This window comes from Cupriavidus sp. 30B13, assembly GCF_049059565.2.
Classification (GTDB): domain Bacteria; phylum Pseudomonadota; class Gammaproteobacteria; order Burkholderiales; family Burkholderiaceae; genus Cupriavidus.
Genome location: NZ_CP188223.1, coordinates 877,383 through 901,087, shown reverse-complemented (window position 1 = coordinate 901,087; position 23,705 = coordinate 877,383). Strand labels below are relative to the sequence as shown.

Below are 23,705 nucleotides of genomic sequence, written 5' to 3'. Positions count from 1 at the left end.
CACGCGCGCATCCATCCATGCCCCGCCCACGCCGCAGCTTGAGGATATCGTTCAGCCCATGCGTGCATGGTTCGCCACGACCGCGTGTCTTCTGTGAAACCCGTGGCACTGCCCTATGTGGTGCCGAGCGACGCCTCCACGCTGCGCACCAGGGTCACCAGCCGCGGCCCCAGGTCTTCCGCGAGCTGCTTGCTCTGCTGGCTGAACACCGGCACCGAGGCGGCAAAGATCCATGCCTCGCCGTCGCGCCGCGCGCGCATCGGCACGGCGATGGCCTCGATCTCGCGGTGCAGGTCGCGGTGGCCGCGGCAGAAGCCGTGCTCGTCGAGGTCGCGCCCGGCATCGTCCAGGCGCTCCCGCAGCCAGTCGTGGCGCGCGGGGTCCTGCGCCAGGACCTGGGCCAGATAGGCATCGCGCTCGGCGGCCGGCATCGAGCACAGATAGGCCCGCCCGGACGCCGTGCGCGACAGCGACACGCGCATGCCCACCTCGGGACGGAACACCTTGCTGCCCGCGCCCTGCGCGATCTCCACGTAGGTCAGGCCGTGGCCAAGGCCGAGCGTGAGCTCGACCTGGCCGCAGATATGGTCGGCCAGCTCCTGCATCAGCGGGCGCGCGAGCTGGCGCACGGTCATGCGCGCCAGCGCCGGCGCGGCCAGGTTGAGCAGGCCCGCGCCCGGCACGTACTTGGACAGGCGCTCGGAATAGCGCAGCAGGCCCAGCTCGCACAGCGTGTCGAGCAGGCGGAACAGCGTGGGCTTGGGCAGGCCGGTGGCCTCCATCAGTTCCTTGCCGCTCAGTTCCTGCAAGGTGGGCGAGAAGCAGCCCAGGATGCCCACGCCGCGCGCCAGCGCGCTCACCAGGCGCGCTTCGCCGTCCTGCTCGGCCAGCCCGGGGGACAGATCACTCATGGCAGGCATCTTTGTTTTTTCGGCACCGTTGTCTCGATTTTCATATTTTCTGTCTCATATAAAAATACCGTCAATCATTTTTTTGATTTCGTTGTAGAATTTTTTGGCATACGACGCACGCAGTGCGCGCCGCCCGCCATGTTTTTTCGAGCCGGGCGTCTCATTCCAACATATTCGGAGACATCTCATGCAGCAAGCCGTCATCGTCGACGCCATCCGTTCCCCGCTCGGCCGCTCCAAGCCCGGCTCGGCCTTCACCGAACTGCATCCCACCGAATTGCTGGCGCAGGTGCTGCGCGGCCTGGTGGAGCGCAACCGGCTCGACCCCGGGCTGGTGGAAGACGTCATCACCGGCTGCGTGAGCCAGGTAGGCGAGCAATCCGCCACGCCGGGCCGGGTGGCGTGGCTGGCGGCCGGCTTTCCCGAGCACGTGCCGTCCACCACCATCGACCGCAAGTGCGGCTCCAGCCAGCAGGCCGTGCATTTTGCCGCGCAGGGCATCATGGCGGGCGCCTACGACATCGTGATCGCCTGCGGCATCGAATCGATGAGCCGCGTGCCGATGGGCTCCGGGCGCATCGGCCAGAATCCCTACGGCCCGTCGTTCGAGGCGCGCTACGCGCCGGGGCTGGTGTCGCAGGGGGTGGCGGCGGAGCTGGTGGCGGCGCAGTGGGAGCTGTCGCGCCATGACCTCGACAGCTACGCGGCGCAGTCGCACGAGCGCGCGCACCAGGCGCGCGAGAGCGGCGCCTTCCGCCGCGAGATCCTGCCGATCCGCACGCCGGCCGGGCTGGTCGGGCAGGACGAGACCATCCGCCCCGGCACCTCGGTGGAGCGCCTGGGCGCGCTGGCGCCGTCGTTCCACGATGCCGCGCTGGGCCGGCGCTTCCCGCAGATCGGCTGGCACGTGACCGCCGGCAATGCCTCGCAGATCAGCGACGGCGCCGCCGCCATCCTGCTGATGAGCGAGCGCGCCGCCACGCGGCTGGGGCTGAAGCCGCGCGCGCGCTTCGTCGCCTTCGACGCCTGCGGCGACAGCCCGCTCACCATGCTGAGCGCGCCCATCCCGTCGAGCCGCCGCGCGCTGGACAAGGCCGGCCTGCGGCTCGACGCGATCGACCACTACGAGATCAACGAAGCCTTCGCCTGCGTGCCGCTGGCCTGGCAGCGCGCGCTCGGCGCCGATCCCGCGCGGCTGAACCCGCGCGGCGGCGCGATCGCGCTGGGCCATCCGCTCGGCGCCTCGGGCGCGCGCCTGATGACCACCATGCTGCATGCGCTGGAAGACAGCGGCGGCCGCTACGGCCTGCAGTCGATGTGCGAGGCCGGCGGCATGGCCAACGCCACCATCATCGAGCGGCTCTGAGACCGCGCCGCCGCCCCACCCCACACGCGCCCGAGTGCGCCACGCCGGGCCGCGGCGAATCTGGTTATCATGGTCCGCGTCGCCACCGCACGCGGCATGGCCGCCTCCCCATGCGCAACCGCATCAACGAAGAAATCACCTTCCGCAAGCTCGAAGTGCTGCTCGCCTACATGGAGACGGGCAGCCTCGCCAAGGCGGCGGAGGCGCTCGACGTGAGCACCGTCAGCGTGCACCGCGCGCTGCATTCGCTCGAGGAAGGCATGCGCTGCGCGCTGTTCCGCCACGAAGGCCGCAACCTGCTGCCCACCGAGGCCGCGCACGTGCTGGCCGAAGTGGCCGCCGAAGTGATCAAGGCCATGTCCGACGGCATCCGCGCCACGCGCGAGGCCGCCGGGTATTCCGCCGATCACCTCAAGATCGGCTCGCTCTATTCGCTGACCATCCGCACCGTGCCGGAGGTGGTGATCGGCATCAAGGTGCGGCGCCCTGCGCTGCAGGCCGAACTGGTGCTGGGCTCCAACGCCGACCTGCTGTTCAAGCTCAAGCAGGGCGGCATCGACGCCGCGCTGATGGCCGTGCCCGAGCCCGATCCGGAAGTGGAGTCGATCCCGCTGTTCGAGGACGAGATCTATTTCGCCGCGCCGGCCGATTCGGACTACGCGCGGCAGGCGTCGGTGGACCTGCGCGCGTGCCGCGACGAGTCCTTCGTCTCGCTCAGCGAAGGCTTCATCACCTTCCAGGGTTTCGTGGACGCCTTCCGCATCGCCGACTTCACGCCCAACGTGGTGATGAAGGTGGGCGACATCTTCTCGCTCATGAACCTGGTCAGCGGCGGCGTCGGCTACGCGCTGCTGCCGGGGCGCGTGCGCGACATGCTGCCGCACAAGGTGGCGCTGATCCCGCTGTCGCCGCAATACCGGCTGCGCCAGCGCATCGGCCTGAGCTTCCTGCGCCGGCGCGAGCGCGACCCCAACCTGCTGGCGCTGGCCGCGGTGTGCCGGCTGGCCATGCGCGGGCGCGAAGACAACTGAGCCATGATGCTGCGCGCCACCCTCCTGACCGCTTTCTGGATGACTTCCGCCATGACCGTCCACGCCGAACCGCCCGCCGCCCGTCCGGCCGAGGTGCTCACCCTGCAAAGCCGATACGATTTCCAGACCACCGTGGCGCGCTTCAAGGACGCGCTGGCCGCGCGCGGCGTGACGCTGTTCGCCGACATCGACCAGAGCGCGGCCGCGGCCGGCGCCGGCATGGCGCTGCGGCCCACCCGGCTGCTGCTGTTCGGCAATCCCGGGGCCGGCACGCCGGTCATGGCAGCGAATCCGCACGCGGCGCTGGCGCTGCCGCTGCGCGCGGTGATCTGGGAGGATGCGCAGCACGCCACGCACATCGACTACGAGGACGTGAGCGCGACCATCGGGCCCCGGTACGGCGTCGATGCGGCCCTGCTCGCGCCGCTCGCGGCGACGCCCGCGCTGCTGCGCGCCGTCGCCGGGCAGGCGCCGTGACAAGAAAGCGCTAGCCCACCACCGCCTTGGTGGCGAGGAACAGCAGCGACGGCCCGAGCAGGCAGCCCAGCCCGGTGTGGAAGGTGGCCACCAGCGCGCCGTAGGGCACCAGCCGGCGGTCGGTGGCGGCCAGCCCGGCCGAGACGCCGCTGACCGTGCCCGCCAGCCCGCCGAACACCATCGCCGCGCGCGGGTTGTTCAGGCCGAGGAAGCCCGCCGCCATCGGCGTGCCCACCATCACGATGATGGCCTTGATGAGGCCGGTGGCGATGCTCAGCGCGATCACGTCGGAGCTGGCGCCGAGCGCCGCGCCGGTGACCGGCCCCACGATGTAGGTCACCGCGCCGGCGCCGATGGTGGTCATGCTGACCGCGTCGCTGTAGCCGAACGCGCGCGCCACCGCCGCGCCCACGATGAACGGCAGCACGGTGCCGAGCAGCAGCGAGACGGCGCCCACCAGCCCGGCCTTGCGCGCTTCCGTGACCTGCACCTCGAACGCGGTGGCGACGATGGCGAAGTCGCGCAGCATGGCGCCGCCCATCAGGCCGATGCCGGAGAACAGCGAGATGTCGGCCAGGCCCTTTTCCTTGCCGGTGACGATGCCGCCGTAGTAGGCCAGCAGCAGGCCGATGACGATGGCGATGGCCGAGCCGTGCACGCGGCCGAAGGTCAGCCAGCGCGACAGCCGCGACGACAGCCACATGATGATGCCGACCGCGGCGAAAGCCGTGACCAGGCCGTTCTGCAGCAGCACGGCCTGGAACATGTGCGGGATGGAATGCGTCATGGCCGGCCCCTCAGTGCGTGGAGACGGCGGCGCCGTCGGCATCGATCGGCGGCAGCGGCGCGTGATCGCCGGTGCGGCTCAGCACGGCGATGCAGCAGGCCGACACCAGCACCGCGCCGAACGCGGCGATCAGCGCCACCGGCCCGCCGCGCAGCGCGGCGACCACATTCTGCTGCGCCGCCATCGCCACCACCACGGGGATATACATCGCGCCCCAGAAACCCACGCCGGCCTCGGTCTCCCGGGGCAGCAGGCCGCGCCCGTGCAGCCACAGCCGGATGGTGATGAGCAGCAGCATGGCGATGCCCACGCCGCCCACATTGGCCTTGACGCCGATGGCCACGCCGAGCAGTTCGCCGAGGAACAGGCCGACAAGATGGCAGACCGCCAGCAAGGCGGTTCCGTAGATGATCATGGTGCTGTCTCCAGATGGCCTGCCGGCGTGCTTGCGCGCAGGCTGTTTTAGGGGTGTCCGTCAGGGGGTGTCCGGAACGCGCCGCGCCGTGCGGGCTTCCGTCACGGTCTACCTTAGGCCGGCCGCCGGCTCCCATCAATCAACCCCGCGCGCGAATCGTTAGCCTGGCATTAACGGCGCGCGGCGCCGCCGCGGCCGGAAGTGACGCCCCTCCGGCATGCCGCGCCGCGCGGCCGGCGCCCGCCCGCGTCCCCCGCACCCGCACAGCGCGCGCAGGCAGCCGGCCACACTTACCCGGGGAGTAACGATGGCGCGCCGGGCGTCATTGCTTGCGCCGCGCCGGTCCCCTATGGTTGTGACATCCCCAGCCACCACACAGGGCAGACGCGATGCCGAATCCAGTGACCGACCGACAATGGGACACCCGCCGCGCCGGCAAGCGCCAGCGCCAGGCGCGCGGCGCGGCCTTCGCCAGCGGCCGCGTGGTCCCCGCCGCCGACATCATCCCGTTCCTCGAAGCCATCACCGCGCCGGGCGACCGCGTGGTGCTCGAAGGCAACAACCAGAAGCAGGCCGATTTCCTCTCGCGCTCGCTGGCCGCGGTGGACCCGGCCAAGGTGCACGGCCTGCACATGATCATCCCCAGCGTGAGCCGGGTCGAGCACCTGGACCTGTTCGAGCGCGGCATCGCGCGCAAGCTGGACTTCGCCTACGCCGGCGCGCAGAGCCTGCGCATCTCGCAGTTCCTCGAAGACGGGCAGCTCGAGATCGGCGCCATCCATACCTATATCGAGCTGTACGCGCGGCTCTACGTCGACCTCACGCCGGACATCGTGCTGATCGCCGGCTACAAGGCCGACCGCGACGGCAACCTCTACACCGGCCCCAGCACCGAGGACACGCCCGCGCTGGTGGAAGCCGCCGCCTTCCGCGACGGCATCGTGGTGGCGCAGGTCAACGAGATCGTGGACGACCCCGCCGGCCTGCCGCGCGTGGACATCCCCGGCTCGTGGATCGACTACGTGGTGCAGGCCGACCGGCCCTTCTTCTGCGAGCCGCTGTTTACGCGCGACCCGCGCCTGATCAAGCCGGTGCACGTGCTGATGGCGATGATGGCGATCCGCGGCATCTACGAGCGCCACAAGGTGCAGTCGCTCAACCACGGCATCGGCTTCAACACGGCGGCCATCGAGCTGATCCTGCCCACCTACGGCGAGTCGCTCGGCCTCAAGGGCAAGATCTGCAAGTACTGGACGCTCAACCCGCATCCCACGCTGATCCCCGCCATCGAGTCCGGCTGGGTCGAGAGCGTGCACAGCTTCGGCAGCGAGCTCGGCATGGAGGACTACGTGGCCGCGCGCCCGGACATCTTCTTCACCGGTGCCGACGGCTCGCTGCGCTCCAACCGCGCGTTCTGCCAGCTCGCCGGCCAGTACGCGGTGGACCTGTTCATCGGCTCGACGCTGCAGATCGACGGCGACGGCCATTCCTCCACGGTCACGCGCGGGCGCCTGTCCGGCTTCGGCGGCGCGCCCAACATGGGCCACAACCCGGGCGGCCGGCGCCATGCCACGCCCGCGTGGCTGGACCTGATCGAAACCGAAGACCCGCTCGCGCGCGGGCGCAAGCTGGTGGTGCAGATGGTGGAGACCTTCCAGGCCGGCGGCAAGCCGACCTTCGTCGAATCGCTCGACGCGGTGCAGGTGGCCAGGGACAGCGGCATGCCGCTGGCGCCGGTGATGATCTACGGCGACGACGTCACCCACGTGCTGACCGAGGAAGGCATCGCCTACCTGTACAAGGCGCGCTCGCTCGAAGAGCGCCGCGCCATGCTGGCGGCGGTGGCCGGCGTCACGCCGATCGGCCTGCGCCACGACACCGGCACCACGCGCCGCATGCGCAGCGACGGCCTGATCGCGCTGCCCGAGGACCTCGGCGTGCAGCGCAGCCAGGCCACGCGCTCGCTGCTGGCGGCCCGCAGCATGGCCGACCTGGTCGACTGGTCGGGCGGGCTGTACCAGCCGCCGGCACGCTTCAGGAGCTGGTGATGGCAAGCCCCGCCCTGCTCCCGCCGCGCGGCGCCGGCTACGCTCCCGCCGCCGTGGCGCTGGCCGACCTCGCCGTGGCCGCGCTGCTCGACGAGGCCGCGCTATCGCCCAAGCCCGGCCTGGTGGACGGCCGCGGCAGCGGCGCCCATGCCGACCTCGACCTGGACCTGATGCGCCGCTCGGCGCGCGCGCTGCATCCCGCCTTCGCGGCGATGGCCGGCGCCGGCCTGCAGGCCGCGCGGCCCGGCGTGGCGCTGCGCGAGACGCTCGGCGCGCTGGGCCGCGAGGCCGAGGCCGCGATGATGCGCGCCACCGGCGGCGTCAACACGCACCGCGGCGCCATCTGGAGCCTGGGCCTGCTGGTGGGCGCGGCCGGCTGGCACCGGCGGGCGGACGCGCCGCGCGCCGCCCACCCCGCTTTCCCCGCTTTCCCCGCCCATGCCGTGGCGCGCACCGCCGGCGCGGTGGCGCGCCTGCCCGACCGCCACGGTCCCGCGCGCACCGGCCACAAGGGCGAGCGCGCCTGCCTCGACTACGGCGTGCGCGGCGCGCGCGGCCAGGCGCAGGCCGGCTTTCCGCACGTGCTGCGCGCGGGCCTGCCCGAGCTGCGGCGCAGCCGCGCGCGCGGCGACGCCGAGCCGAGCGCGCGCGTCAACGCGCTGCTGGCGATCATGAGCCGGCTCGACGACACCTGCGTGCTGGCCCGCGCCGGGCGCGAAGGGCTGGCGCTGATGCAGTCCGGCGCGGCGCAGGTGCTGCGCGCCGGCGGCATCGCCACGCTGGCCGGGCGCCGCCTGCTGCGCGCGCTGGAGGCCGGCATGCTGGCCTGCAACGCCTCGCCCGGCGGCGCCGCCGACCTGCTCGCCGCCACCTTTTTTCTCGACCGCCTGCCGCTGGCGATGGCATCCCTCGATGGCGCCCCCGCCAGCCTGCAAGGAGACAAGTAAATGGAACAGCTTCAGTTCGAATACCCCGCCGGTGCGCCGGCCGGCCGGCGCGTGCTGGTCGGCGTGGTCGGCTCCGGCGACCTCGAGGTCATGGTCGAGCCCGGCAGCGCCGGCACCACCGTGATCGACGTCACCACCTCGGTGGACGGCTACGGCAAGGTGTGGGACGCCCAGCTCGCGCGCGTGTTCGGCGCCGAGCAGCGCGCGGCCATGCGCATCCGCATCCATGACTTCGGCGCCACGCCGGGCGTGGTGGGCATGCGCCTGGCCGAGGCGTTCGAAGCGCTGGATGCCTCCTCGCGCGGCGACGACAGCAACAGCAGCAAGGAGCAGCCATGAACCATCCGTCGCTGCTCAACCGCGAGAGCTTCGTCGAGCTGGGCGCGCGCGCGCGCGCCCATGCGCTGCTCGATGCCGGCGCCGTGCGCGAACTGGCCGGCCCGTTCGACCAGCTGGTGTCGCCGTGGCTGGAGCGCCAGGGCGTGGTGCCGCAGGCCGACGACGGCGTGGTGGTGGCCAAGGGCCGCATCGGCGGCCAGCCTGCCGTGGTGCTGGCCATCGAGGGCGCGTTCCAGGGCGGCAGCCTGGGCGAGGTCGGCGGCGCCAAGATCGCCGGCGCGCTGGAGCTGGCCGCGCAGGACAACCGCCGCGGCGTGCCCACGCGCGCGGTGATCCTGTTCGAGACCGGCGGCGTGCGCCTGCAGGAAGCCAACCTCGGGCTCGCCGCCATCGCCGAGATCCACGCCGGCATCGCCGACCTGCGCCGCTACCAGGCGGTGGTGGGCGTGATCGCCGGGCAGGTGGGCTGCTTCGGCGGCATGTCGATCGCCGCCGGGCTGTGCAGCTATCTGGTGGTCACGCGCGAGGCGCGGCTGGGCCTCAACGGCCCGGCCGTGATCGAGCAGGAAGCCGGCGTGGCCGAATACGATTCGCGCGACCGCCCGTTCATCTGGAGCTTCACCGGCGGCGAGCAGCGCATCGCCACCGGGCTGGCGGACCGCTACGTGGAAGACGACAGCGCGGCGATCCGCGCCACCGTGCGCGCGCTGCTGGAGGCGGGGCCGCCGGCCACGCACCGCAGCGAGCGCTACGCGCATTACCTGGAGCGGCTGCGGTCGTACGATCCGGCGCATCAGCCGCAGCCGCAGACCGTGCGCGCCATCTATGCCGACGGAGCCGCGTCATGACTATCGCAACCGCAACCCCGACCGCAACCCTGACCGCAAACCCGCCCGTCAGCCGCGGCGCCACCTGGCTGGCGGCGCTCAGCGGCAACGCCGCGCGCGTGGACGGCTATCCGGCCAGCGTGCAGGTGGCCGACGCCACGCTCGACGGCCACGCGGCGCGCTTCATCGCGCTGGTGCCCGATCCCGCCAGCGCCTGGCCGCGCGCGCGCCACGGCGAGGCCGGCGTGATCGAAGGCTGGTCGCTGGCGCGCGCCGTGCACGAGGCGGTGCAGGCCGACCGCGACGCCGCCGCCAAGCGGCCCATCGTCGCCGTGGTCGACACGCCGAGCCAGGCCTATGGCCGGCGCGAGGAAGCGTTCGGCATCCACCAGTCGCTGGCCGGCGCCGCCGACGCCTATGCCGCCGCGCGGCTGCAGGGCCACCCGGTCATCGCGCTGCTGGTCGGGCATGCCATGTCGGGCGCGTTCCTCGCGCACGGCTACCAGGCCAACCGCCTGCTCGCGCTCGACGACGCCGGCGTGGAAGTCCACGCCATGGGCAAGCAGGCCGCCGCGCGCATCACCATGCGCAGCGTGGAAGAGCTGGAAGCCTTTGCCGCCAGCGTGCCGCCGATGGCCTACGACATCGGCAGCTACGCCACGCTCGGCCTGCTGTGGCGGCGCATCCGCGTGCACCGCGCGGCGCAGCCCGACGCGGCCGACCTCGACACCGTGCGGGGCGCGCTGCGGGCCGCGCTCGCCGACATCCTGGCCGATCCGCAGCGCGACCTGCGCAGCCGCCTGGGCGGGCCCAACCGGCAGGCCTCGAGCCGCGTGCGCGAAGTGCTGGCGCGGCAATGGGATGACTGACGGCCCCGCGCACGCGCACGCCATGGACGGACCCGCGCCGCTGCCGCACGACCTGCTGTGGCTCGCCGACCCCGCCGCCTTCGTCGCCGGCCACGCGGCCGGCGCGCTGCCCGCGTGGGCGAGCGCCGCATGGCTGGCGCAGGCGCCGCTGGTGGTGCGGCGCGCCCGCGCCGGCGCGGACGGCCGCATCCCGGTGGGCCTGCGCGGCGCCACGCGCGCGCAGCGCCATGCCGCGTGGCTGCCCGCCGCGCAGGTGGCGCGCGCCGTCACGCCGCGCATGATCGCGCGGCAGGCGCGCTGGCACGATCATCCCCGCCGCGCGGCGCTGCCCGCGCTGGCGGCGCTCGCGCGCGCCGCGCCGGTGCTGGACGCCATGCAGGTGGACTGGGGCGTGACCGGCAGCGTGGGCTTCAGCCTGGCGTCGGGCCTCGACCTGCTGCACGAAGGCAGCGATCTCGACCTGCTGGTCACCGCCGCCGCGCCGCTCGCGCCGCATGCCGAGCGCATGCTGGCGGCCTTGCTCGGCGACCCGCGCCTCGACATCCAGGTCGGCACCCCGCGCGGGGCGTTCGCGCTGCGCGAGCGCGCGCGCACCGGCGGGCGCGTGCTGCTCAAGACGGCCGACGGCCCCGTCATGTGCGACGACCCGTGGCTGGCGCCGGCGGCGCGCCCACGGGCACCATGAGCACGCTGTTCACCTTCCCCGGCCAGGGCGCGCAGCGGCCCGGCATGCTGCACGCGCTGCCGGACCACCCGGCCGCGCGCGCCACCGTGGCCGAGACCAGCGCGGCGCTCGGCGAGGACGTGCTGGCGCTGGACAGCGCGGCGGCGCTGGCCTCCACCGTGGCCGTGCAGCTCTGCCTGCTGACCGCCGGCGTGGCGATGGCGCGCTGCCTGCTGGCCGAAGGCGCGCGGCCCGATGCGGTGGCGGGCCTGTCCATCGGCGCGTACGCGGCGGCGGTGTGCGCGGGCGTGCTGGACCATGCCGACGCCGTCCGGCTGGTGGCGCTGCGCGCGCGGCTGATGGAACAGGCCTATCCGCGCGGCTACGGCATGACGGCCATCCTCGGGCTGGAGCGCGGCCCGCTCGAACGCATCGTGGCGCAGGTGTGCGCGCCGGCCTCGCCGGTCTACCTGGCCAACTTCAACGCGCCGATGCAGATCGTGATCGCCGGCGCCGAGGCGGCCATGGCGCGCGTGGCGGCGCTGGCGCTGGCCGCCGGCGCGCACGCGGCCAAGCCGGTGGCCATCAGCGTGCCCTCGCACTGCGCGCTGCTCGATGCGCAGGCCGCCGGGCTGGAGCGCGCCTTCGCCGGCGTGGCCGTGGCGCGGCCGCGCCTGCGATATTTCAGCGCCAGCGCGGCGCGCGAGCTGCGCGACCCGGCGCGCATCGCAACGGACCTGGCGCGCAACCTCGCGGTGCCGGTGCGCTGGCACGAGACCATGCTGCTGGCGCGCGAATGCGGCGTGCGGCTGGCGGTGGAAATGCCGCCCGGCAACGTGCTCACGCGGCTGGCCGCGCTGCTGCCGGGCGACGGCATCGCCGTGGCCTGCGCCGACACGCGCCTCGACAGCGTGGTGGCGCTCAGCGCGCGGGAAGCCGCCCGGCAGCCGGGGCGGGACTAAGAAGCTGCGTCAAGATGAAGCGCAGCGGTCCTGGCCAGGCGCGCGGCCGCAGACGGCGCAAGTAGTACTTGCGTAGTACTTGCCTCGCCCCGCAACGGCGCCAGGGTCTTTTTGACGCGACGTCTAAGCCAGCGGCAGCGCGGTGCTGTACAGCACCTGCTTGAGCGCGAAGCTCGAGCGGATGTTCGACACGCCGGGGATGCGGGTGATCTGGTCGATGATCAGGCGCTCCAGCGCTTCCACGTCCGGCACGATCACGCGCAGCAGGTAGTCGGCGTCGCCCGACATCAGGTAGCACTCCATCACCTGCGGCAGCGCCGCGATGCGCCGCTCGAACACGTCCAGGCTTTCGCGGCGCTGCTTGTCCAGCGAGACCTGGATGAACACCACCACCTTCAGCCCGAGGCGGCGCGCGTCGAGCAGCGTCACCCGGCGCGAGATCACGCCGCGCTTTTCCAGTTGCTTGACGCGCGCCAGGCACGGCGACGGCGACAGGCTCACGCGGCTGGCCAGTTCCACGTTGGTCAGGCTGGCGTCGCGCTGCAGCTCGTTGAGGATGCGGATGTCGGTGGCGTCCAGCTCAAGGTCTTCCAGCACGTTGCGCTCCGGTTTTGTCGAATGACAGCATTCTATGCCGCCATGCCCGGCGCATGCAGCGAAGTTCGGCTTTTGCTGCGGCGCACCAGAACGTAGACTTTCCAGGTCGCCGCGGCGCGTTCGCGCGCGGGGCGAAAAGGACTTTTCCGGACTGGCAGCACAGCAATACGAGTCGAAGCATGCAAGCACAACAAGGATGGCGCCGGTTTGTCCCGCTGGCCTGCGCCGTGGCGATCTGGGGCGGCAACTGGCCGGTGATGAAACTGGGCCTGGCACACGTCAGCCCGCTGTGGTTCGCCGCCGCGCGCTTCGTCTCGGCCGCGGCGATCAGCTTCCTGGTGCTGGGCCTGCTGCGCCGGCTGCGGCTGCCGGGCCGGCGGGAATGGCCGCTGGTGATCGGCGTGGGCCTGCTGCAGATGGCGGCCTTCACCGCGCTGGCGCTGTGGGCGCTGCAGTACGTGCCGCCGGGGCGCGCCTCGGTGATCGCCTATGCCACCTCGGTGTGGGTGATCCCGCTGTCGTCGCTGGTGCTCAAGGAGCGGCTGTCGCGCCCGCAATGGATCGCCACCGGGCTGAGCTACGCCGGCATCGCGCTGATGGTGGCGCCGGCGCTGGGCGGCTGGCAACTGCATACGGTGGTGGGGCTGGTGATGCTGCTCGGCGCCTCGCTGGCGTGGTCGCTCAGCATCATCCAGCTGCGCGCCAACCGCGCGGTGCGCCTGGGCGCGGACATGATTCCCTGGGAGACCGCCGTGGCCTCGGTGCCGCTGGTGTTGCTGGCGCTGCTGCGCGACGGCGCGCCGCACTTCCTGTCCATCCCGGAGATCTGGCCGCTGCTGTTCTACACCGGCCCGCTGGCCACCGCGCTGACCTTCATCGTGGTGCTGAACATGACGCAGGCGCTGCCGCCGGCGGCCACCTCGGTGGCCATGCTGTGCGTGCCGGTGATCGGCCTGGTCGTCTCCGCCGCTGCCTTCCACGAGCGCATCTCGGCGGACCTGTCGGCCGGGCTGGCGCTGATCGCGCTGGGCGTGGCCACCACCGCGCTGGCGCCGTGGCTGGGCCGGCGCATGCCGTGGCGCAGCGCGTAGCGCCTGCGGCGCGCGGCGCGGCCGTGAACGCGGCGTGGACGTTACACCCCGACACAGTTGTATTGGGCCGCTAATACCTGGCGGCGGCATGGCCGGTTAAAGTGCAGCCACTTGCCAACCGGAGCCGCCTCGTGCGAAACATCGCCACCCTTTTCACTTTTGCCGCCGCCGCGGTTGTCACCGCGCTGGCCTCGGGCGCGGCCAGCGCGCACGTGAACGTGGACATCGGCATCGGCGTGCCCGCGCCGGTGTACGTCGCGCCGGCGCCGGTGTACCAGCCGGCCCCCGTCTACCAGCCCGCGCCGGTCTATGCGCCGGCGCCCGTGTACGTCGCGCCGCGTCCCGTGGTGGTGGGCCCCGGCTACTATGGCCCGGGCTGGCGCGAACGGGCCTGGCGGGAGCGCGAATGGCGCGAGCAGCGCTGGCGCGACCACCACGACAACCGCGGCCATGAGCGGCACGAGCACGGGCACGGGCACGGGCGCGACTGGCACCGCTGAAGCCCGCCGGCGCGGGGGCGCTGACCGCCGGGCCGGCGGCCATCGCCGGCACATGGCCTGCAGGCATGGCTCCACCGTCCGGATGGACATTCAAATTTCCTGAACATCGAATACGAGCCAGCACCGCATCGGGACGGCTTCCCGGATCTATTCTTTGTCACATGGAAGCGCAAACGCTTCTGCCAATTTCAACAAAGAGCGATCCGCCATGACCATCACCACCGCCCGCCTGCTGCTTGCCGCCGCCCTCGCCGGCGCCGCCCTGCTTTCGCTGAATTCCGCCTTTGCCGCCGACGCGCGCGGCACCCATGCCGGCGACGACTACGGCTACGTGCACCGCGGCACGGACACCTATGCCGACGGCGCGCGCAACACCAGCGCCTTCAGCGATGGCGCCCGCACCGTGGTGAACGAATATCCGTTCGGCTTCGCCGTCTGAGCCACCGCGCGGAGCATGCCATGACGATCAAGGAAAGCGCCCTCATCCTGGCCGGCTGGCTGGCCGCCTGCATCGGCAGCGGTTATCTGGCCGGCTTCGCGGCGCAGGTGCTGCAGCGCTGAGCGGCCGCGCACGCGACGCTCCGTTGCCCGCCTGCCGCCGGCGCCGGTCAGTCTTGGACCCCGGCCGCCTCCAGCACTTCCGCCAGCTTGCGGCCCGCGTCGAGCGCCGCCGGAAAGCCACAATACACCGAACTGTGCACCACCAGCTCGCGCAACTCCCGCGGCGTCACGCCGTTGGCGAGCGCGCCACGCAGATGCCCGCTCAATTCATGCGGGCGGTTCAGCGCGATCAGCATCGACACCGTGGCTGCGCTGCTTGCGGTCCAGCCCTTCGCGCGTCCACACCGTGCCCCAGGCGTATTCCGTGACCAGTTGCTGCAGGCCGGTATCGCCTTGCCGCCGCGCCGCGTCGAAGGCGCGCTCCACGTACTCGGCTCCCATGACTTCCGCGCGGACCTGGCGCCCCGCCTCGAAGGCCGGCGTGCGCGCGTAGGCCGGCGGCGGCACGTCATCGCTTGTGTCTTGCGTCATCGCTCGCTTCTCCTTTTCCGGTTGCCGCGCCGGCGGCGGGGCCGGCGGCGGGAACCGGCAGTCTGAACCGCGGCGGGCAGCTTGTCCACGCGGCGGCCGCGCCGGCTATGGCCCCTGTTCGTCCGGCCCCTGCGCGAAGCCATGTTCGCTGCGCGCGATGGCGTTCGCGAGCCCGTATTCCACGGCGAACAGCAGCACCAGCGCCAGCATGGCCAGGGCGCCGATCGCCAGGCGGTAAAAGATCCAGATCGACATGACGGCAGGCCGGGGAGCCCGGCGGAGTGTTCCTGCCTGCAGCGTAGGGGCCGCGGCGTCAAAACGGCGCATCGATGCGGGGGGCCGGGCGCAAAGAAAGCCTAAAAAAGCGGTGCCGGGCGTGGCGGGACGGCAGCAACGAGGGCGAGAGGCGAGAGGCGGCGAACCAGAGGAATAAGAATCGACCTAATTTGATCTGGATCCTGGCGGGCACTTCCCATCGGTGCCATGATGCCCGCAATGGCCGCCCCCGACAGTCCATGCCTTTCATGCCGGGACCCGCGCCGGGCGCAGCCACGCCAGGACAATCGTTGCCCAACCAGGAGATCGCCGCCATGACCAATATCGTGCTTGCCACCGATGGCTCGCCCTTTGCGGATGCCGCCGCCCGCTTCATCGTCGAGGGCCGTTTGCTGCAGGGCGGCTTTACCGTGCACGTGGTGCACGTGACCCCGGAAGTCACCGGACAGGTGCGCGCCTTCGTCAACAAGGAGACCATCGACGCCTGGCACCAGGAGGAAAGCGACAAGGCCATGAAGTCGGTGTCGGACATTCTCGCCGCGGGCGGCATCGCCTTCGAGCGCCACGCGCTGCACGGCTTCGCGCCGGAGCGCATCGTCGCCTATGCCGCCGGCGTGGACGCGCACGGCATCGTCATGGGCACGCACGGGCGCGGCTCGTTCTTCGACGCGGTGATCGGTTCGGTGGCGGGGCGGGTGCTGGCGAATGCGCCGTGCCCGGTGGTGCTGGTCAAGGCGCCGGGCAAGAAGTAAGGCAAGACATCAGGGAGCCGGCGCTGCCGGCGAGCGGCTCAGGCCGGCCGGATCAGACCGGCCACAGCGGCGGCTCGTCCATCAGCGCGACCTGCTCGCGCAGCTCGAGGATGCGGTCCTGCCAGTAGCGCGCCGTGCCGAACCACGGGAAGGCCGCGGGGAAGGCGGGGTCGCGCCAGCGGCTGGCCAGCCAGGCGCTGTAGTGCAGCAGGCGCAGCGTGCGCAGCGCCTCGATCAGGTGGAGCTGGCGCGGATGGAATTCCGCGAAGTCTTCGTAGCCGGCCAGGATGTCGGCCATCTGGCCCTGCATCGCGGCGCGGTCGCCTTCGAGCAGCATCCACAGGTCCTGCACCGCCGGGCCCATGCGGCTGTCGTCGAAGTCGACGAAGTGCGGGCCGGGCGGACGGACGCCGGCCTGCGATTCTTCTATCCACAGCACGTTGCCGCGATGGCAGTCGCCATGCAGGCGCAGCAGCGGCAGTTCGCCGGCGCGCTCGTAGCAGCGGCGCGCGCCGTCGATGGCCAGCGCCGCCACGGCCTCCCAGGCCGGGCGCAGGTCGTGCGGAATGCAGTCCTGCGCCAGCAGCCAGTCGCGCGGGGCCACGCCGAAGGTGTCCACGTCGATGGCCGGGCGCGCGGCGTAGGGCCGGGTGGCGCCGACCGCGTGGATGCGGCCGATGAAACGGCCGAGCCAGGTCAGCGTGTCGGCGCGGTCGAGCTCGGGCTCGCGCCCGCCGCAGCGCGGGAACACCGCGAAGCGGAAACCCGCGTGCGCCAGCAGCGTATGGCCGTCGCGCGCGATGGCCGGCACCGCCGGGATCTCGGCATCGGCCAGCTGCTGCACGAAGGCGTGTTCTTCCAGGATGGCGGCGTCGCTCCAGCGGCCCGGCCGGTAGAACTTGGCCACCACCGGCGCGCTGTCTTCGATGCCGACCTGCCAGACCCGGTTCTCGTAGCTGTTGAGCGCCAGCAGGCGGCCGTCCGGCTGGAAGCCGGCGGCTTCCAGCGCATCGAGCAGCAGGTCCGGCGTCAGGCCGGCATAGGGCACGCCGCCGTCATCGACGCCGTGGCCCGTCGCCGGAAGATCGAAGCCTGAGCTGGACATGGTGCGTGGCCGCCGTGGGGGATCAGCGCCCGGTCTTGCGCTGGCCGCCCAGCAGGGCGGCTTGCGGCGCCGGACGGCGGCCCTGGCCGCCGCGCGGCTGCGCGACATTGCCGTTGACGTCGCCGCCACCGTTGCCACCGCCACCGCCATTGCCCGCGGCACGGTTGCCGTTGGCCTGGCCGTTGCGCGGCGCGCCCTGGCCGGCTTGCGCCGGACGGCCGCCGCCCTGCGCGGGACGCTGGCCCTGCGGCTGCGGCGCGCGGCGCTGGCCTTCGGCGCCGGCCGGCGCGGCTGCGCCGCGGCCCTGCGGCGCGCGGGCCGGACGCTGCTGCTGGCGCTCGCCGCCTTCCGGCGCGCGCGCGCGCGGCTGGCCGCCGCCCGCGGGGGCCGGGGCGCGGCCACGGCCACCGCCGCCGCCAGCACCGTTGCCCGGACCGCGGGCCTGCCGGCCCTTCTGGATCGGCTCGGGCGGGATCGACGGGTCGACCTCGAAGCCCGGCAGCACGGTCTTTTCGATCTGGCGCTTGATCAGGCGCTCGATGTCGCGCAGCAGGCCGGCCTCGTCCACGCACACCAGCGAGATCGCCTCGCCCTCGGCGCCGGCGCGGCCAGTGCGGCCGATCCGGTGCACATAGTCTTCGGGCACGTTGGGCAGGTCGTAGTTGACCACGTGGGGCAACTGGTCGATGTCGATGCCGCGCGCGGCAATGTCGGTGGCCACCAGCAGGCGCAGCGTGCCGGCCTTGAACTCGGTCAGCGCGCGCGTGCGGGCCGACTGGCTCTTGTTGCCGTGGATCGCCAGCGCCGACAGGCCGTCCTTGTCGAGCTGCTCGGCCAGGCGGTTGGCGCCGTGCTTGGTGCGCGTAAACACCAGCACCTGGTGCCAGTCGTGCTCGCGCACGAGGTGGGCCAGCAGTTCGCGCTTGCGCTCGCGGTCCACCGGGTAGACGCGCTGCGCCACCGTTTCGGCGGTGGTATTGCGGCGCGCCACCTCGATCGAGGCCGGGTTGTCGAGCAGCCGGTCGGCCAGGCCGCGGATCTCGTCCGAGAAGGTGGCCGAGAACAGCAGGTTCTGGCGCTTCGGCGGCAGCACGTTGAGGATCTTGCGGATGTCGTGGATAAAGCCCATGTCGAGCATGCGGTCGGCTTCGTCCAGCACCAGCATTTCCACGTGCGAGAGATCGATGGTGCGCTGGGACAGGTGATCGAGCAGGCGGCCGGGCGTGGCCACCACGATGTCGACGCCGCGCTTGAGCTGTTCGATCTGCGGGTTGATGCCCACCCCGCCGAACATCACCATCGAGCGCAGCTTGAGGTACTTGCCGTAGTTGCGCACGCTTTCTTCGACCTGCGCCGCCAGCTCGCGGGTGGGCGTGAGGACCAGGGCGCGCACGGGCACGCGCTGGCCGCGCGCGGGTTCGCGGCCGGCCGGGGATTCGGACAGCAGTTGCAGCAGCGGCAGCGTGAAGCCGGCCGTCTTGCCGGTGCCGGTCTGCGCGCCGGCAAGCAGGTCGCCCCCCTTGAGGATGGCGGGAATCGCCTGCGCTTGAATCGGGGTCGGCGTGGTATAGCCCTGATCGGCCACGGCACGCACAAGCTTGTCGGACAAGCCAAGTTCGGAAAAAGACATGAATTGACGCTTCGGCCGCCCTTTGCGCACGCGGTGCGCCAATCGCGGGGGCGACGTGAGTGAGAAAACCGAAAACCGGCAAACACGACCGGCGAAGCGAGGCGACTGCCCCCGCTTCTTTGGAGGAAAGACCGCTAGTGTAACAGCCTGGCGTTTGCGCGCAGGGACCGGACCGGTTTGCGCGGCTGCCCGGCGGCGGCACGCGCCGGGCAGCCGTTGCCAGGCCTGCGGGCCAGCCCTGAAAAAAAAAGCGGCGCACCCGCGCTATGATGCTGCCAGCCAAGCCTTGCCCCGCCTGGCCCGTGGCCGCGGCGCGGGCGGCAGGCGGCGCATCCTCCCCCTTGCCCCCGGATGCAGACACGATGCGGTTCCGTTTCATCGAAGACCAGGAAGTCACGCTTTTCACCGCCATCCCGGTGGGGATCGCCGCTGCCATCGTCACCACCCTGTTCAAGGAAGCGCTGGACGCCAGCGGACTGGTCATGTTCGGCACGCGTGCCGATATCGTCACCGTGTTCGCCGGGCTGGCGCTGGCGTGGCGCGTGGCGATCCCGACGCTCGGCGGCGTGGTGGCCGGCCTGCTGCTGAGCGCCGCGGCGCGGCTCAACGCGGCCCGGCCGGGCGTCTCCGACTATATGGAAGCGGTGGCCAGCGGCACCGGGCGCCTGCCGGTGCGCATCACCCTGCTGCGCGCATTGTCTTCGTTCTGCTCCATCGTCACCGGCAGCTCGGTGGGCAAGGAAGGCGCCATGATCCAGCTGGCCGCGCTGTGCGGCTCGGTGTTCCCGTCGGCGCGCGGGCGCCCGGGGCCGGACGGCGACACCAACCTGCGGCGCATGCTCACCGCCTGCGCCGCCGCGGCCGGGCTGGCCTCGGTCTATCACACGCCGCTCTCGGCGGCGGTGTTCGTCGCCGAGGTGGTGTTCGGCGCGGTGGCGGTGCAGCGGCTGATGCCGCTGTTCCTGGCCTCGGTGGCGGGCACCGTGGTCAGCCAGATGCACGGCGGCCTGCAGCCGCTCTACCCCGGCCTGAGCGTGCCGTCCGACCTGCTGCAGCCGCCCATGCTGCTGGCCGCCGCGCTGCTGGGCGTGCTGGCGGGCGTGGCCGGCGCCGGCTTCATGCGCGCGTCGGCGCTGGCCAAGGGCGCCTTCTCGCGCGTGCCCGGCGGACTGGTGCCGCGCCTGGCGCTGGGCGGCGCGCTGGTGGGGGTGCTGGCGATCTGGGTGCCGGAGGTGGTGGGCAACGGCTACTACACGATCCAGTCGATCCTGCTGGCGCATCCGCTGAGCGTGTCGCTGGCGGCGGTGCTGCTGGCCAAGCTGCTGGCCACCGTGCTGAGCATGGGCTCGGGCGCGGTGGGCGGGGTGTTCACGCCGTCGCTGTTCGTGGGCGCGGCGCTGGGCCAGTTGCTGGCGCCGGCCGTGCCCGGCAGCGGCGGCGCGCCGCTGCTGCCGCTGGTGGGCATGGCCGCGTTCCTGGCCGCCACCAGCCAGGCGCCGCTGATGTCGGTGCTGATGGTGTTCGAGATGACGCTGGCGCCGGCGCTGCTGCTGCCCGGCATGATCGGCGCGGCGGCGGCGTACTACACCGCCTCGCGCTGCCAGACGCTGTCGCTCTACAGCGTGGTGGCCGAGCGCACGCAGGCCTCGGCCGCGGCCGAGCGCGCGCGCGCGCTCACGCTGGCCGGGCTGTGCGACCCGACCGACACCACCATCGGCCCGGAGGCCACGCTCGCGCAGGCCAGCGACAAGTTCGCCGAGACCGGCACGCGCTATCTCTACGTCACCTGCCCGGACGGCCGCCTGCTCGGGGCGCTGTCGATCCACGCGGTGCAGCGCGCGCTGCGCGAGCAGCCCGGCGCGGCGCTGCTGGCGCTGTGCGAGCGCGATTTCCCCACGCTGACGCCGGAGTCGCACCTGCCCGACGCGCTGCAGCTGTTCACGCGCCACGCGCTCAACCGCATCCCGCTGGTGCGCGACGCGGCCGGGCGGGAACTGATGGGCACGGTGTCCAAGCAACGTGTGCTGCAAGAGGCATCCAGCCTGTTCTAGCGGCCTGCCTGCCGGACGCTGGCGGCGGCGCGAGCGGGTAGAATGGCGGGTTGTCCTGTGCTTTCCGAACCTGTCCTGCCCCGTTCCCGACCCCACGCCGGAGCCTTCATGCCAGCCAACCGCGCCGCGCGCCGCGCCCCGTTCGCCTCGTTCGCCCTGTCCATCCGTGCCGGCCTGCTGGCCGCCTCGCTGGCCGCCGCCGCGCTGCCGGCCGGCGCGCTGGCGCAGACGCCGCTGCGGGTGATTCCCGCGGACGCCGCCCGGGCCAGGCTGGTGCTGGCCGCGCCGTCGGCCAGCGCGCCGCAGTCGGCCACGCTCGACGGCAAGACCGTCGGCGTGGCGCCCGGGCTGCGGCTGTTCGGCACCGACAACCAGTTGCTGACGGTGGCGGCGGTGGCCGGCCAGAAGCTGCCGGTGCGCTTCAGGCTCGACCTCTATGGCCAGCTGCTGACGGCCTGGGTGCTGAGCGAGCAGGAGCAGAAAGAGAAAGACAAGACGGTGCAATGAGCGCCGTCGGCGCGGCGGCATGCCGCCGCGCCGCCCGACGCATTCGTCCCCCCAAACCCTGATGCCCCCAGGTAAACCACTGAGACCGGCACCATGAAAAAGATCTTCGTCAAAACCTACGGCTGCCAGATGAACGAGTACGACTCGGACAAGATGGTGGACGTGCTCCACGCCGCCGACGGCCTGGAGAAGACCGACAACCCCGAGGACGCCGACGTGATCCTCTTTAACACCTGCTCGGTGCGCGAGAAGGCGCAGGAGAAGGTGTTCTCCGAGTTGGGCCGCATGAAGGCGCTCAAGGCGCTCAAGCCAGAACTGGTGATCGGCGTGGGCGGCTGCGTGGCCAGCCAGGAAGGCGCCGCCATCGTGCAGCGCGCGCCCTACGTGGACGTGGTGTTCGGCCCGCAGACCCTGCACCGCCTGCCCGACATGATCGCCCGCCGCCGCCAGACCGGCCGCTCGCAGGTGGACATCTCGTTCCCCGAGATCGAGAAGTTCGACCACCTGCCGCCGGCGCGCGTGGAAGGCCCGAGCGCCTTCGTCTCGATCATGGAAGGCTGCTCCAAGTACTGCAGCTACTGCGTGGTGCCCTACACGCGCGGCGAGGAAGTCTCGCGCCCGTTCGAGGACGTGCTGGCGGAGGTCGCCGGGCTGGCCGGGCAGGGCGTGCGCGAAGTCACGCTGCTGGGCCAGAACGTCAACGCCTACCGCGGCGCCATGGGCGGCACCAGCGAGATCGCCGACTTCGCGCTGCTGATCGAGTACGTGGCCGAGATCCCCGGCATCGAGCGCATCCGCTACACCACCAGCCACCCGAAGGAATTCACGGCGCGCCTGATCGAGATGTACGAACGCTGCCCGAAGCTGGTCAACCACCTGCACCTGCCCGTGCAGCATGCGTCGGACCGCATCCTGATGGCGATGAAGCGCGGCTACAGCGTGCTGGAGTACAAGAGCATCATCCGCAAGTTGCGCGCGATCCGCCCGGACATGTCGCTGTCGTCGGATTTCATCGTCGGCTTCCCCGGCGAGACCGACGCCGACTTCGGCAAGCTGATGGCGATGATCGAGGAGATCGGCTACGACACCTCGTTCTCGTTCATCTTCAGCCCGCGCCCCGGCACGCCGGCGGCCAACCTGTCCGACGACACGCCGCACGAGGTCAAGCTCAGGCGCCTGCAGCACCTGCAGGCCACCATCGAGGAAAACGTGCAGCGCATCAGCCGCGGCATGGTCGGCACGGTGCAGCGCATCCTGGTCGAAGGCCCGGCGCGCAAGGACCCCACCGAGCTGCACGGCCGCACCGAGAACAACCGCGTGGTGAACTTCGCGCTGCCGGGCGTGCCGCAGGCCAGCCGCGACCGCCTGGTGGGCGAGATGGTGGAGGTGGCCATCACCGAGGCCTTCCCGCACTCGCTGCGCGGCGAGCTCGTGGTGCGCCAGTAAGGACGCACCACGCCGCGCCACGCCGCGCCCATGCCGCACTCATGCCGACCGGAACGACAAGAACAAGACCGCCCAGATGAAGATCCCCTCAGCCGAATTCGTCGCCCCCAAGGACGACAACACCCGCCTGCAGAACCTGTGCGGGCCGCTGGACGAGAACCTGCGCCAGATCGAGCAGGCGCTCGACGTCACCATCCAGCGCCGCGGCCACCGCATGACGGTGCGCGGCGCCTACGCGCGCGAGGCCGCCGCGGCGCTCGAGCGCTTCTATAACCAGGCGCGCGGCGCGCTGTCCATCGACGACGTGCAGCTCGGCCTGGTGGAAGCGCGCCAGTCGGCCGCGCACGGCGGCTACGTGCCCGACGGCGCCGAGGCCGCCGAGGCCGGCAGCGGCGAGGACAGCTCGCCGGTGCTGCACACGCGCCGCACCGGGCTGCAGGGCCGCACGCCGATGCAGCGCGACTACCTGCGCAACATCCTCGGCCACGACCTGACGCTGGGCATCGGCCCGGCCGGCACCGGCAAGACCTACCTGGCGGTGGCCTGCGCGGTGGACGCGCTCGAGCGCGACGCGGTCAAGCGCATCGTGCTCACGCGCCCGGCGGTGGAAGCCGGCGAGCGCCTTGGCTTCCTGCCCGGCGACCTGGCGCAGAAGGTCGACCCCTACCTGCGCCCGCTCTACGACGCGCTCTACGACCTGCTCGGCTTCGACCGCACGCAGAAGATGTTCGAGCGCCAGATGATCGAGATCGCGCCGCTGGCCTACATGCGCGGGCGCACGCTCAACCACGCCTTCATCATCCTGGACGAAGCGCAGAACACCACGCCGGAGCAGATGAAGATGTTCCTCACGCGGATCGGCTTCGGCTCCAAGGCGGTGATCACCGGCGACACCACGCAGATCGACCTGCCACGCGGCCAGAAAAGCGGCCTGGTGGAGGCGCAGCACGTGCTGCGCGACGTGCGCGGCGTGGCCATGACGCGCTTTACCAGCATCGACGTGGTGCGCCATCCGCTGGTGGCGCGCATCGTGGATGCCTATGACGAATACCATGCCCAGCACCGGGATGCCTGA

25 protein-coding genes and 1 pseudogene are annotated in these 23,705 nt (G+C 71.9%); 18 read left to right on the top strand and 8 right to left on the bottom strand.

Annotated elements, in window-relative coordinates; translation table 11 throughout:
• Nucleotides 1-113: 113 nt before the first annotated feature.
• The gene (locus ACKI2N_RS04270; RefSeq protein WP_420998519.1) at nucleotides 114-911 is read right to left on the bottom strand and encodes an IclR family transcriptional regulator; all 798 of its coding nucleotides are present in this window, start codon (nucleotides 909-911) and stop codon (nucleotides 114-116) included.
• 187 nt (nucleotides 912-1,098) lie between these two features.
• Between ACKI2N_RS04270 and ACKI2N_RS04265 the strand changes: the two genes are divergently transcribed.
• The 3 genes from ACKI2N_RS04265 to ACKI2N_RS04255 all read left to right on the top strand — a co-directional run bounded on the left by ACKI2N_RS04265 (nucleotide 1,099) and on the right by ACKI2N_RS04255 (nucleotide 3,785).
• Nucleotides 1,099-2,277, top strand: a complete 1,179-nt coding sequence (locus ACKI2N_RS04265) for a thiolase family protein (RefSeq protein WP_420998517.1) — start codon at nucleotides 1,099-1,101, stop codon at nucleotides 2,275-2,277.
• Nucleotides 2,278-2,387: 110 nt separating this feature from the next.
• Nucleotides 2,388-3,308, top strand: a complete 921-nt coding sequence (locus ACKI2N_RS04260) for a LysR family transcriptional regulator (protein ID WP_420998516.1) — start codon at nucleotides 2,388-2,390, stop codon at nucleotides 3,306-3,308.
• Between the two features lie 3 nt (nucleotides 3,309-3,311).
• A complete protein-coding gene (locus tag ACKI2N_RS04255) occupies nucleotides 3,312-3,785 on the top strand; it encodes a DUF302 domain-containing protein (RefSeq protein ID WP_420998514.1) in 474 nt (157 codons plus the stop codon).
• A 10-nt stretch (nucleotides 3,786-3,795) separates the two neighbouring features.
• Here the strand turns inward: ACKI2N_RS04255 and madM are convergent, their stop codons facing one another.
• On the bottom strand, nucleotides 3,796-4,572 hold the full coding sequence (madM, locus tag ACKI2N_RS04250; protein ID WP_420998513.1) for a malonate transporter subunit MadM: 777 nt from the start codon (nucleotides 4,570-4,572) through the stop codon (nucleotides 3,796-3,798).
• Nucleotides 4,573-4,582: 10 nt separating this feature from the next.
• A complete protein-coding gene (gene madL / locus ACKI2N_RS04245; protein WP_420998512.1) occupies nucleotides 4,583-4,987 on the bottom strand; it encodes a malonate transporter subunit MadL in 405 nt (134 codons plus the stop codon).
• A gap of 389 nt (nucleotides 4,988-5,376) precedes the next feature.
• On the opposite strand from madL, the gene mdcA reads away from it, so the two are divergent.
• Genes mdcA through mdcH form a run of 7 tightly spaced genes read left to right on the top strand, consistent with a single transcriptional unit; the run spans nucleotide 5,377 to nucleotide 11,643 of the window.
• Nucleotides 5,377-7,035 (top strand): malonate decarboxylase subunit alpha, encoded by a 1,659-nt coding sequence (gene mdcA, locus ACKI2N_RS04240; RefSeq protein WP_420998511.1) that lies wholly within the window; start codon nucleotides 5,377-5,379, stop codon nucleotides 7,033-7,035.
• Nucleotides 7,035-7,982: a triphosphoribosyl-dephospho-CoA synthase gene (locus ACKI2N_RS04235; protein ID WP_420998509.1), complete on the top strand. Its 948-nt coding sequence runs from the start codon at nucleotides 7,035-7,037 to the stop codon at nucleotides 7,980-7,982. The genes mdcA and ACKI2N_RS04235 overlap by 1 nt, the downstream gene beginning before the upstream one ends.
• On the top strand, nucleotides 7,983-8,321 hold the full coding sequence (locus tag ACKI2N_RS04230; protein WP_426990462.1) for a malonate decarboxylase subunit delta: 339 nt from the start codon (nucleotides 7,983-7,985) through the stop codon (nucleotides 8,319-8,321). It begins immediately after the preceding gene.
• Nucleotides 8,318-9,169: a biotin-independent malonate decarboxylase subunit beta gene (locus ACKI2N_RS04225; protein ID WP_420998507.1), complete on the top strand. Its 852-nt coding sequence runs from the start codon at nucleotides 8,318-8,320 to the stop codon at nucleotides 9,167-9,169. Before ACKI2N_RS04230 ends, ACKI2N_RS04225 begins: the two co-directional genes overlap by 4 nt.
• Entirely contained in the window at nucleotides 9,166-10,017 is an 852-nt protein-coding gene (mdcE, locus tag ACKI2N_RS04220; protein ID WP_420998506.1) for a biotin-independent malonate decarboxylase subunit gamma, read from the top strand. The genes ACKI2N_RS04225 and mdcE overlap by 4 nt, the downstream gene beginning before the upstream one ends.
• Nucleotides 10,010-10,702 carry a malonate decarboxylase holo-ACP synthase gene (locus ACKI2N_RS04215; RefSeq protein ID WP_426990460.1) on the top strand — a complete coding sequence of 231 codons (693 nt, stop codon included), beginning with the start codon at nucleotides 10,010-10,012 and terminating at the stop codon, nucleotides 10,700-10,702. The genes mdcE and ACKI2N_RS04215 overlap by 8 nt, the downstream gene beginning before the upstream one ends.
• Nucleotides 10,699-11,643, top strand: a complete 945-nt coding sequence (gene mdcH, locus ACKI2N_RS04210) for a malonate decarboxylase subunit epsilon (protein ID WP_420996007.1) — start codon at nucleotides 10,699-10,701, stop codon at nucleotides 11,641-11,643. The genes ACKI2N_RS04215 and mdcH overlap by 4 nt, the downstream gene beginning before the upstream one ends.
• Nucleotides 11,644-11,766: 123 nt before the next feature.
• Here mdcH and ACKI2N_RS04205 read toward each other — a convergent pair whose 3' ends face one another.
• Entirely contained in the window at nucleotides 11,767-12,237 is a 471-nt protein-coding gene (locus ACKI2N_RS04205; protein ID WP_029044072.1) for an Lrp/AsnC family transcriptional regulator, read from the bottom strand.
• 182 nt (nucleotides 12,238-12,419) lie between these two features.
• Between ACKI2N_RS04205 and ACKI2N_RS04200 the strand changes: the two genes are divergently transcribed.
• The 3 genes from ACKI2N_RS04200 (at nucleotide 12,420) to ACKI2N_RS04190 (ending at nucleotide 14,270) form a co-directional block, all read left to right on the top strand.
• Nucleotides 12,420-13,331, top strand: a complete 912-nt coding sequence (locus ACKI2N_RS04200) for a DMT family transporter (protein ID WP_420996006.1) — start codon at nucleotides 12,420-12,422, stop codon at nucleotides 13,329-13,331.
• A gap of 131 nt (nucleotides 13,332-13,462) precedes the next feature.
• The gene (locus tag ACKI2N_RS04195) at nucleotides 13,463-13,831 is read left to right on the top strand and encodes a hypothetical protein (protein ID WP_420996005.1); all 369 of its coding nucleotides are present in this window, start codon (nucleotides 13,463-13,465) and stop codon (nucleotides 13,829-13,831) included.
• A 208-nt stretch (nucleotides 13,832-14,039) separates the two neighbouring features.
• Nucleotides 14,040-14,270 carry a hypothetical protein gene (locus ACKI2N_RS04190; protein WP_420996004.1) on the top strand — a complete coding sequence of 77 codons (231 nt, stop codon included), beginning with the start codon at nucleotides 14,040-14,042 and terminating at the stop codon, nucleotides 14,268-14,270.
• 169 nt (nucleotides 14,271-14,439) lie between these two features.
• On the opposite strand, the pseudogene ACKI2N_RS04185 reads toward ACKI2N_RS04190, so the two are convergent.
• Together ACKI2N_RS04185 and ACKI2N_RS04180 are read right to left on the bottom strand one after the other, a co-directional pair.
• Nucleotides 14,440-14,863: pseudogene (locus ACKI2N_RS04185) on the bottom strand (carboxymuconolactone decarboxylase family protein).
• Between the two features lie 105 nt (nucleotides 14,864-14,968).
• The gene (locus ACKI2N_RS04180; protein ID WP_420996003.1) at nucleotides 14,969-15,118 is read right to left on the bottom strand and encodes a hypothetical protein; all 150 of its coding nucleotides are present in this window, start codon (nucleotides 15,116-15,118) and stop codon (nucleotides 14,969-14,971) included.
• Between the two features lie 335 nt (nucleotides 15,119-15,453).
• Between ACKI2N_RS04180 and ACKI2N_RS04175 the strand changes: the two genes are divergently transcribed.
• The gene (locus ACKI2N_RS04175) at nucleotides 15,454-15,891 is read left to right on the top strand and encodes a universal stress protein (protein WP_420996002.1); all 438 of its coding nucleotides are present in this window, start codon (nucleotides 15,454-15,456) and stop codon (nucleotides 15,889-15,891) included.
• Nucleotides 15,892-15,943: 52 nt separating this feature from the next.
• On the opposite strand, the gene ACKI2N_RS04170 is transcribed toward ACKI2N_RS04175, so the two are convergent.
• Complete coding sequence (locus tag ACKI2N_RS04170; protein ID WP_420996001.1) at nucleotides 15,944-16,996, bottom strand: serine/threonine protein kinase; 1,053 nt, start codon at nucleotides 16,994-16,996, stop codon at nucleotides 15,944-15,946.
• A gap of 22 nt (nucleotides 16,997-17,018) precedes the next feature.
• On the bottom strand, nucleotides 17,019-18,626 hold the full coding sequence (locus ACKI2N_RS04165; RefSeq protein WP_420996000.1) for a DEAD/DEAH box helicase: 1,608 nt from the start codon (nucleotides 18,624-18,626) through the stop codon (nucleotides 17,019-17,021).
• Nucleotides 18,627-18,988: 362 nt separating this feature from the next.
• On the opposite strand from ACKI2N_RS04165, the gene ACKI2N_RS04160 reads away from it, so the two are divergent.
• The 4 genes from ACKI2N_RS04160 to ACKI2N_RS04145 all read left to right on the top strand — a co-directional run bounded on the left by ACKI2N_RS04160 (nucleotide 18,989) and on the right by ACKI2N_RS04145 (nucleotide 23,705).
• Nucleotides 18,989-20,677 carry a ClcB-like voltage-gated chloride channel protein gene (locus ACKI2N_RS04160; protein ID WP_420995999.1) on the top strand — a complete coding sequence of 563 codons (1,689 nt, stop codon included), beginning with the start codon at nucleotides 18,989-18,991 and terminating at the stop codon, nucleotides 20,675-20,677.
• A 108-nt stretch (nucleotides 20,678-20,785) separates the two neighbouring features.
• Nucleotides 20,786-21,184, top strand: coding sequence for a hypothetical protein (locus ACKI2N_RS04155; RefSeq protein ID WP_420995998.1), 399 nt, complete (start codon nucleotides 20,786-20,788; stop codon nucleotides 21,182-21,184).
• 93 nt (nucleotides 21,185-21,277) lie between these two features.
• On the top strand, nucleotides 21,278-22,630 hold the full coding sequence (gene miaB / locus ACKI2N_RS04150; protein WP_420995997.1) for a tRNA (N6-isopentenyl adenosine(37)-C2)-methylthiotransferase MiaB: 1,353 nt from the start codon (nucleotides 21,278-21,280) through the stop codon (nucleotides 22,628-22,630).
• Nucleotides 22,631-22,706: 76 nt separating this feature from the next.
• The gene (locus ACKI2N_RS04145) at nucleotides 22,707-23,705 is read left to right on the top strand and encodes a PhoH family protein (RefSeq protein ID WP_420995996.1); all 999 of its coding nucleotides are present in this window, start codon (nucleotides 22,707-22,709) and stop codon (nucleotides 23,703-23,705) included.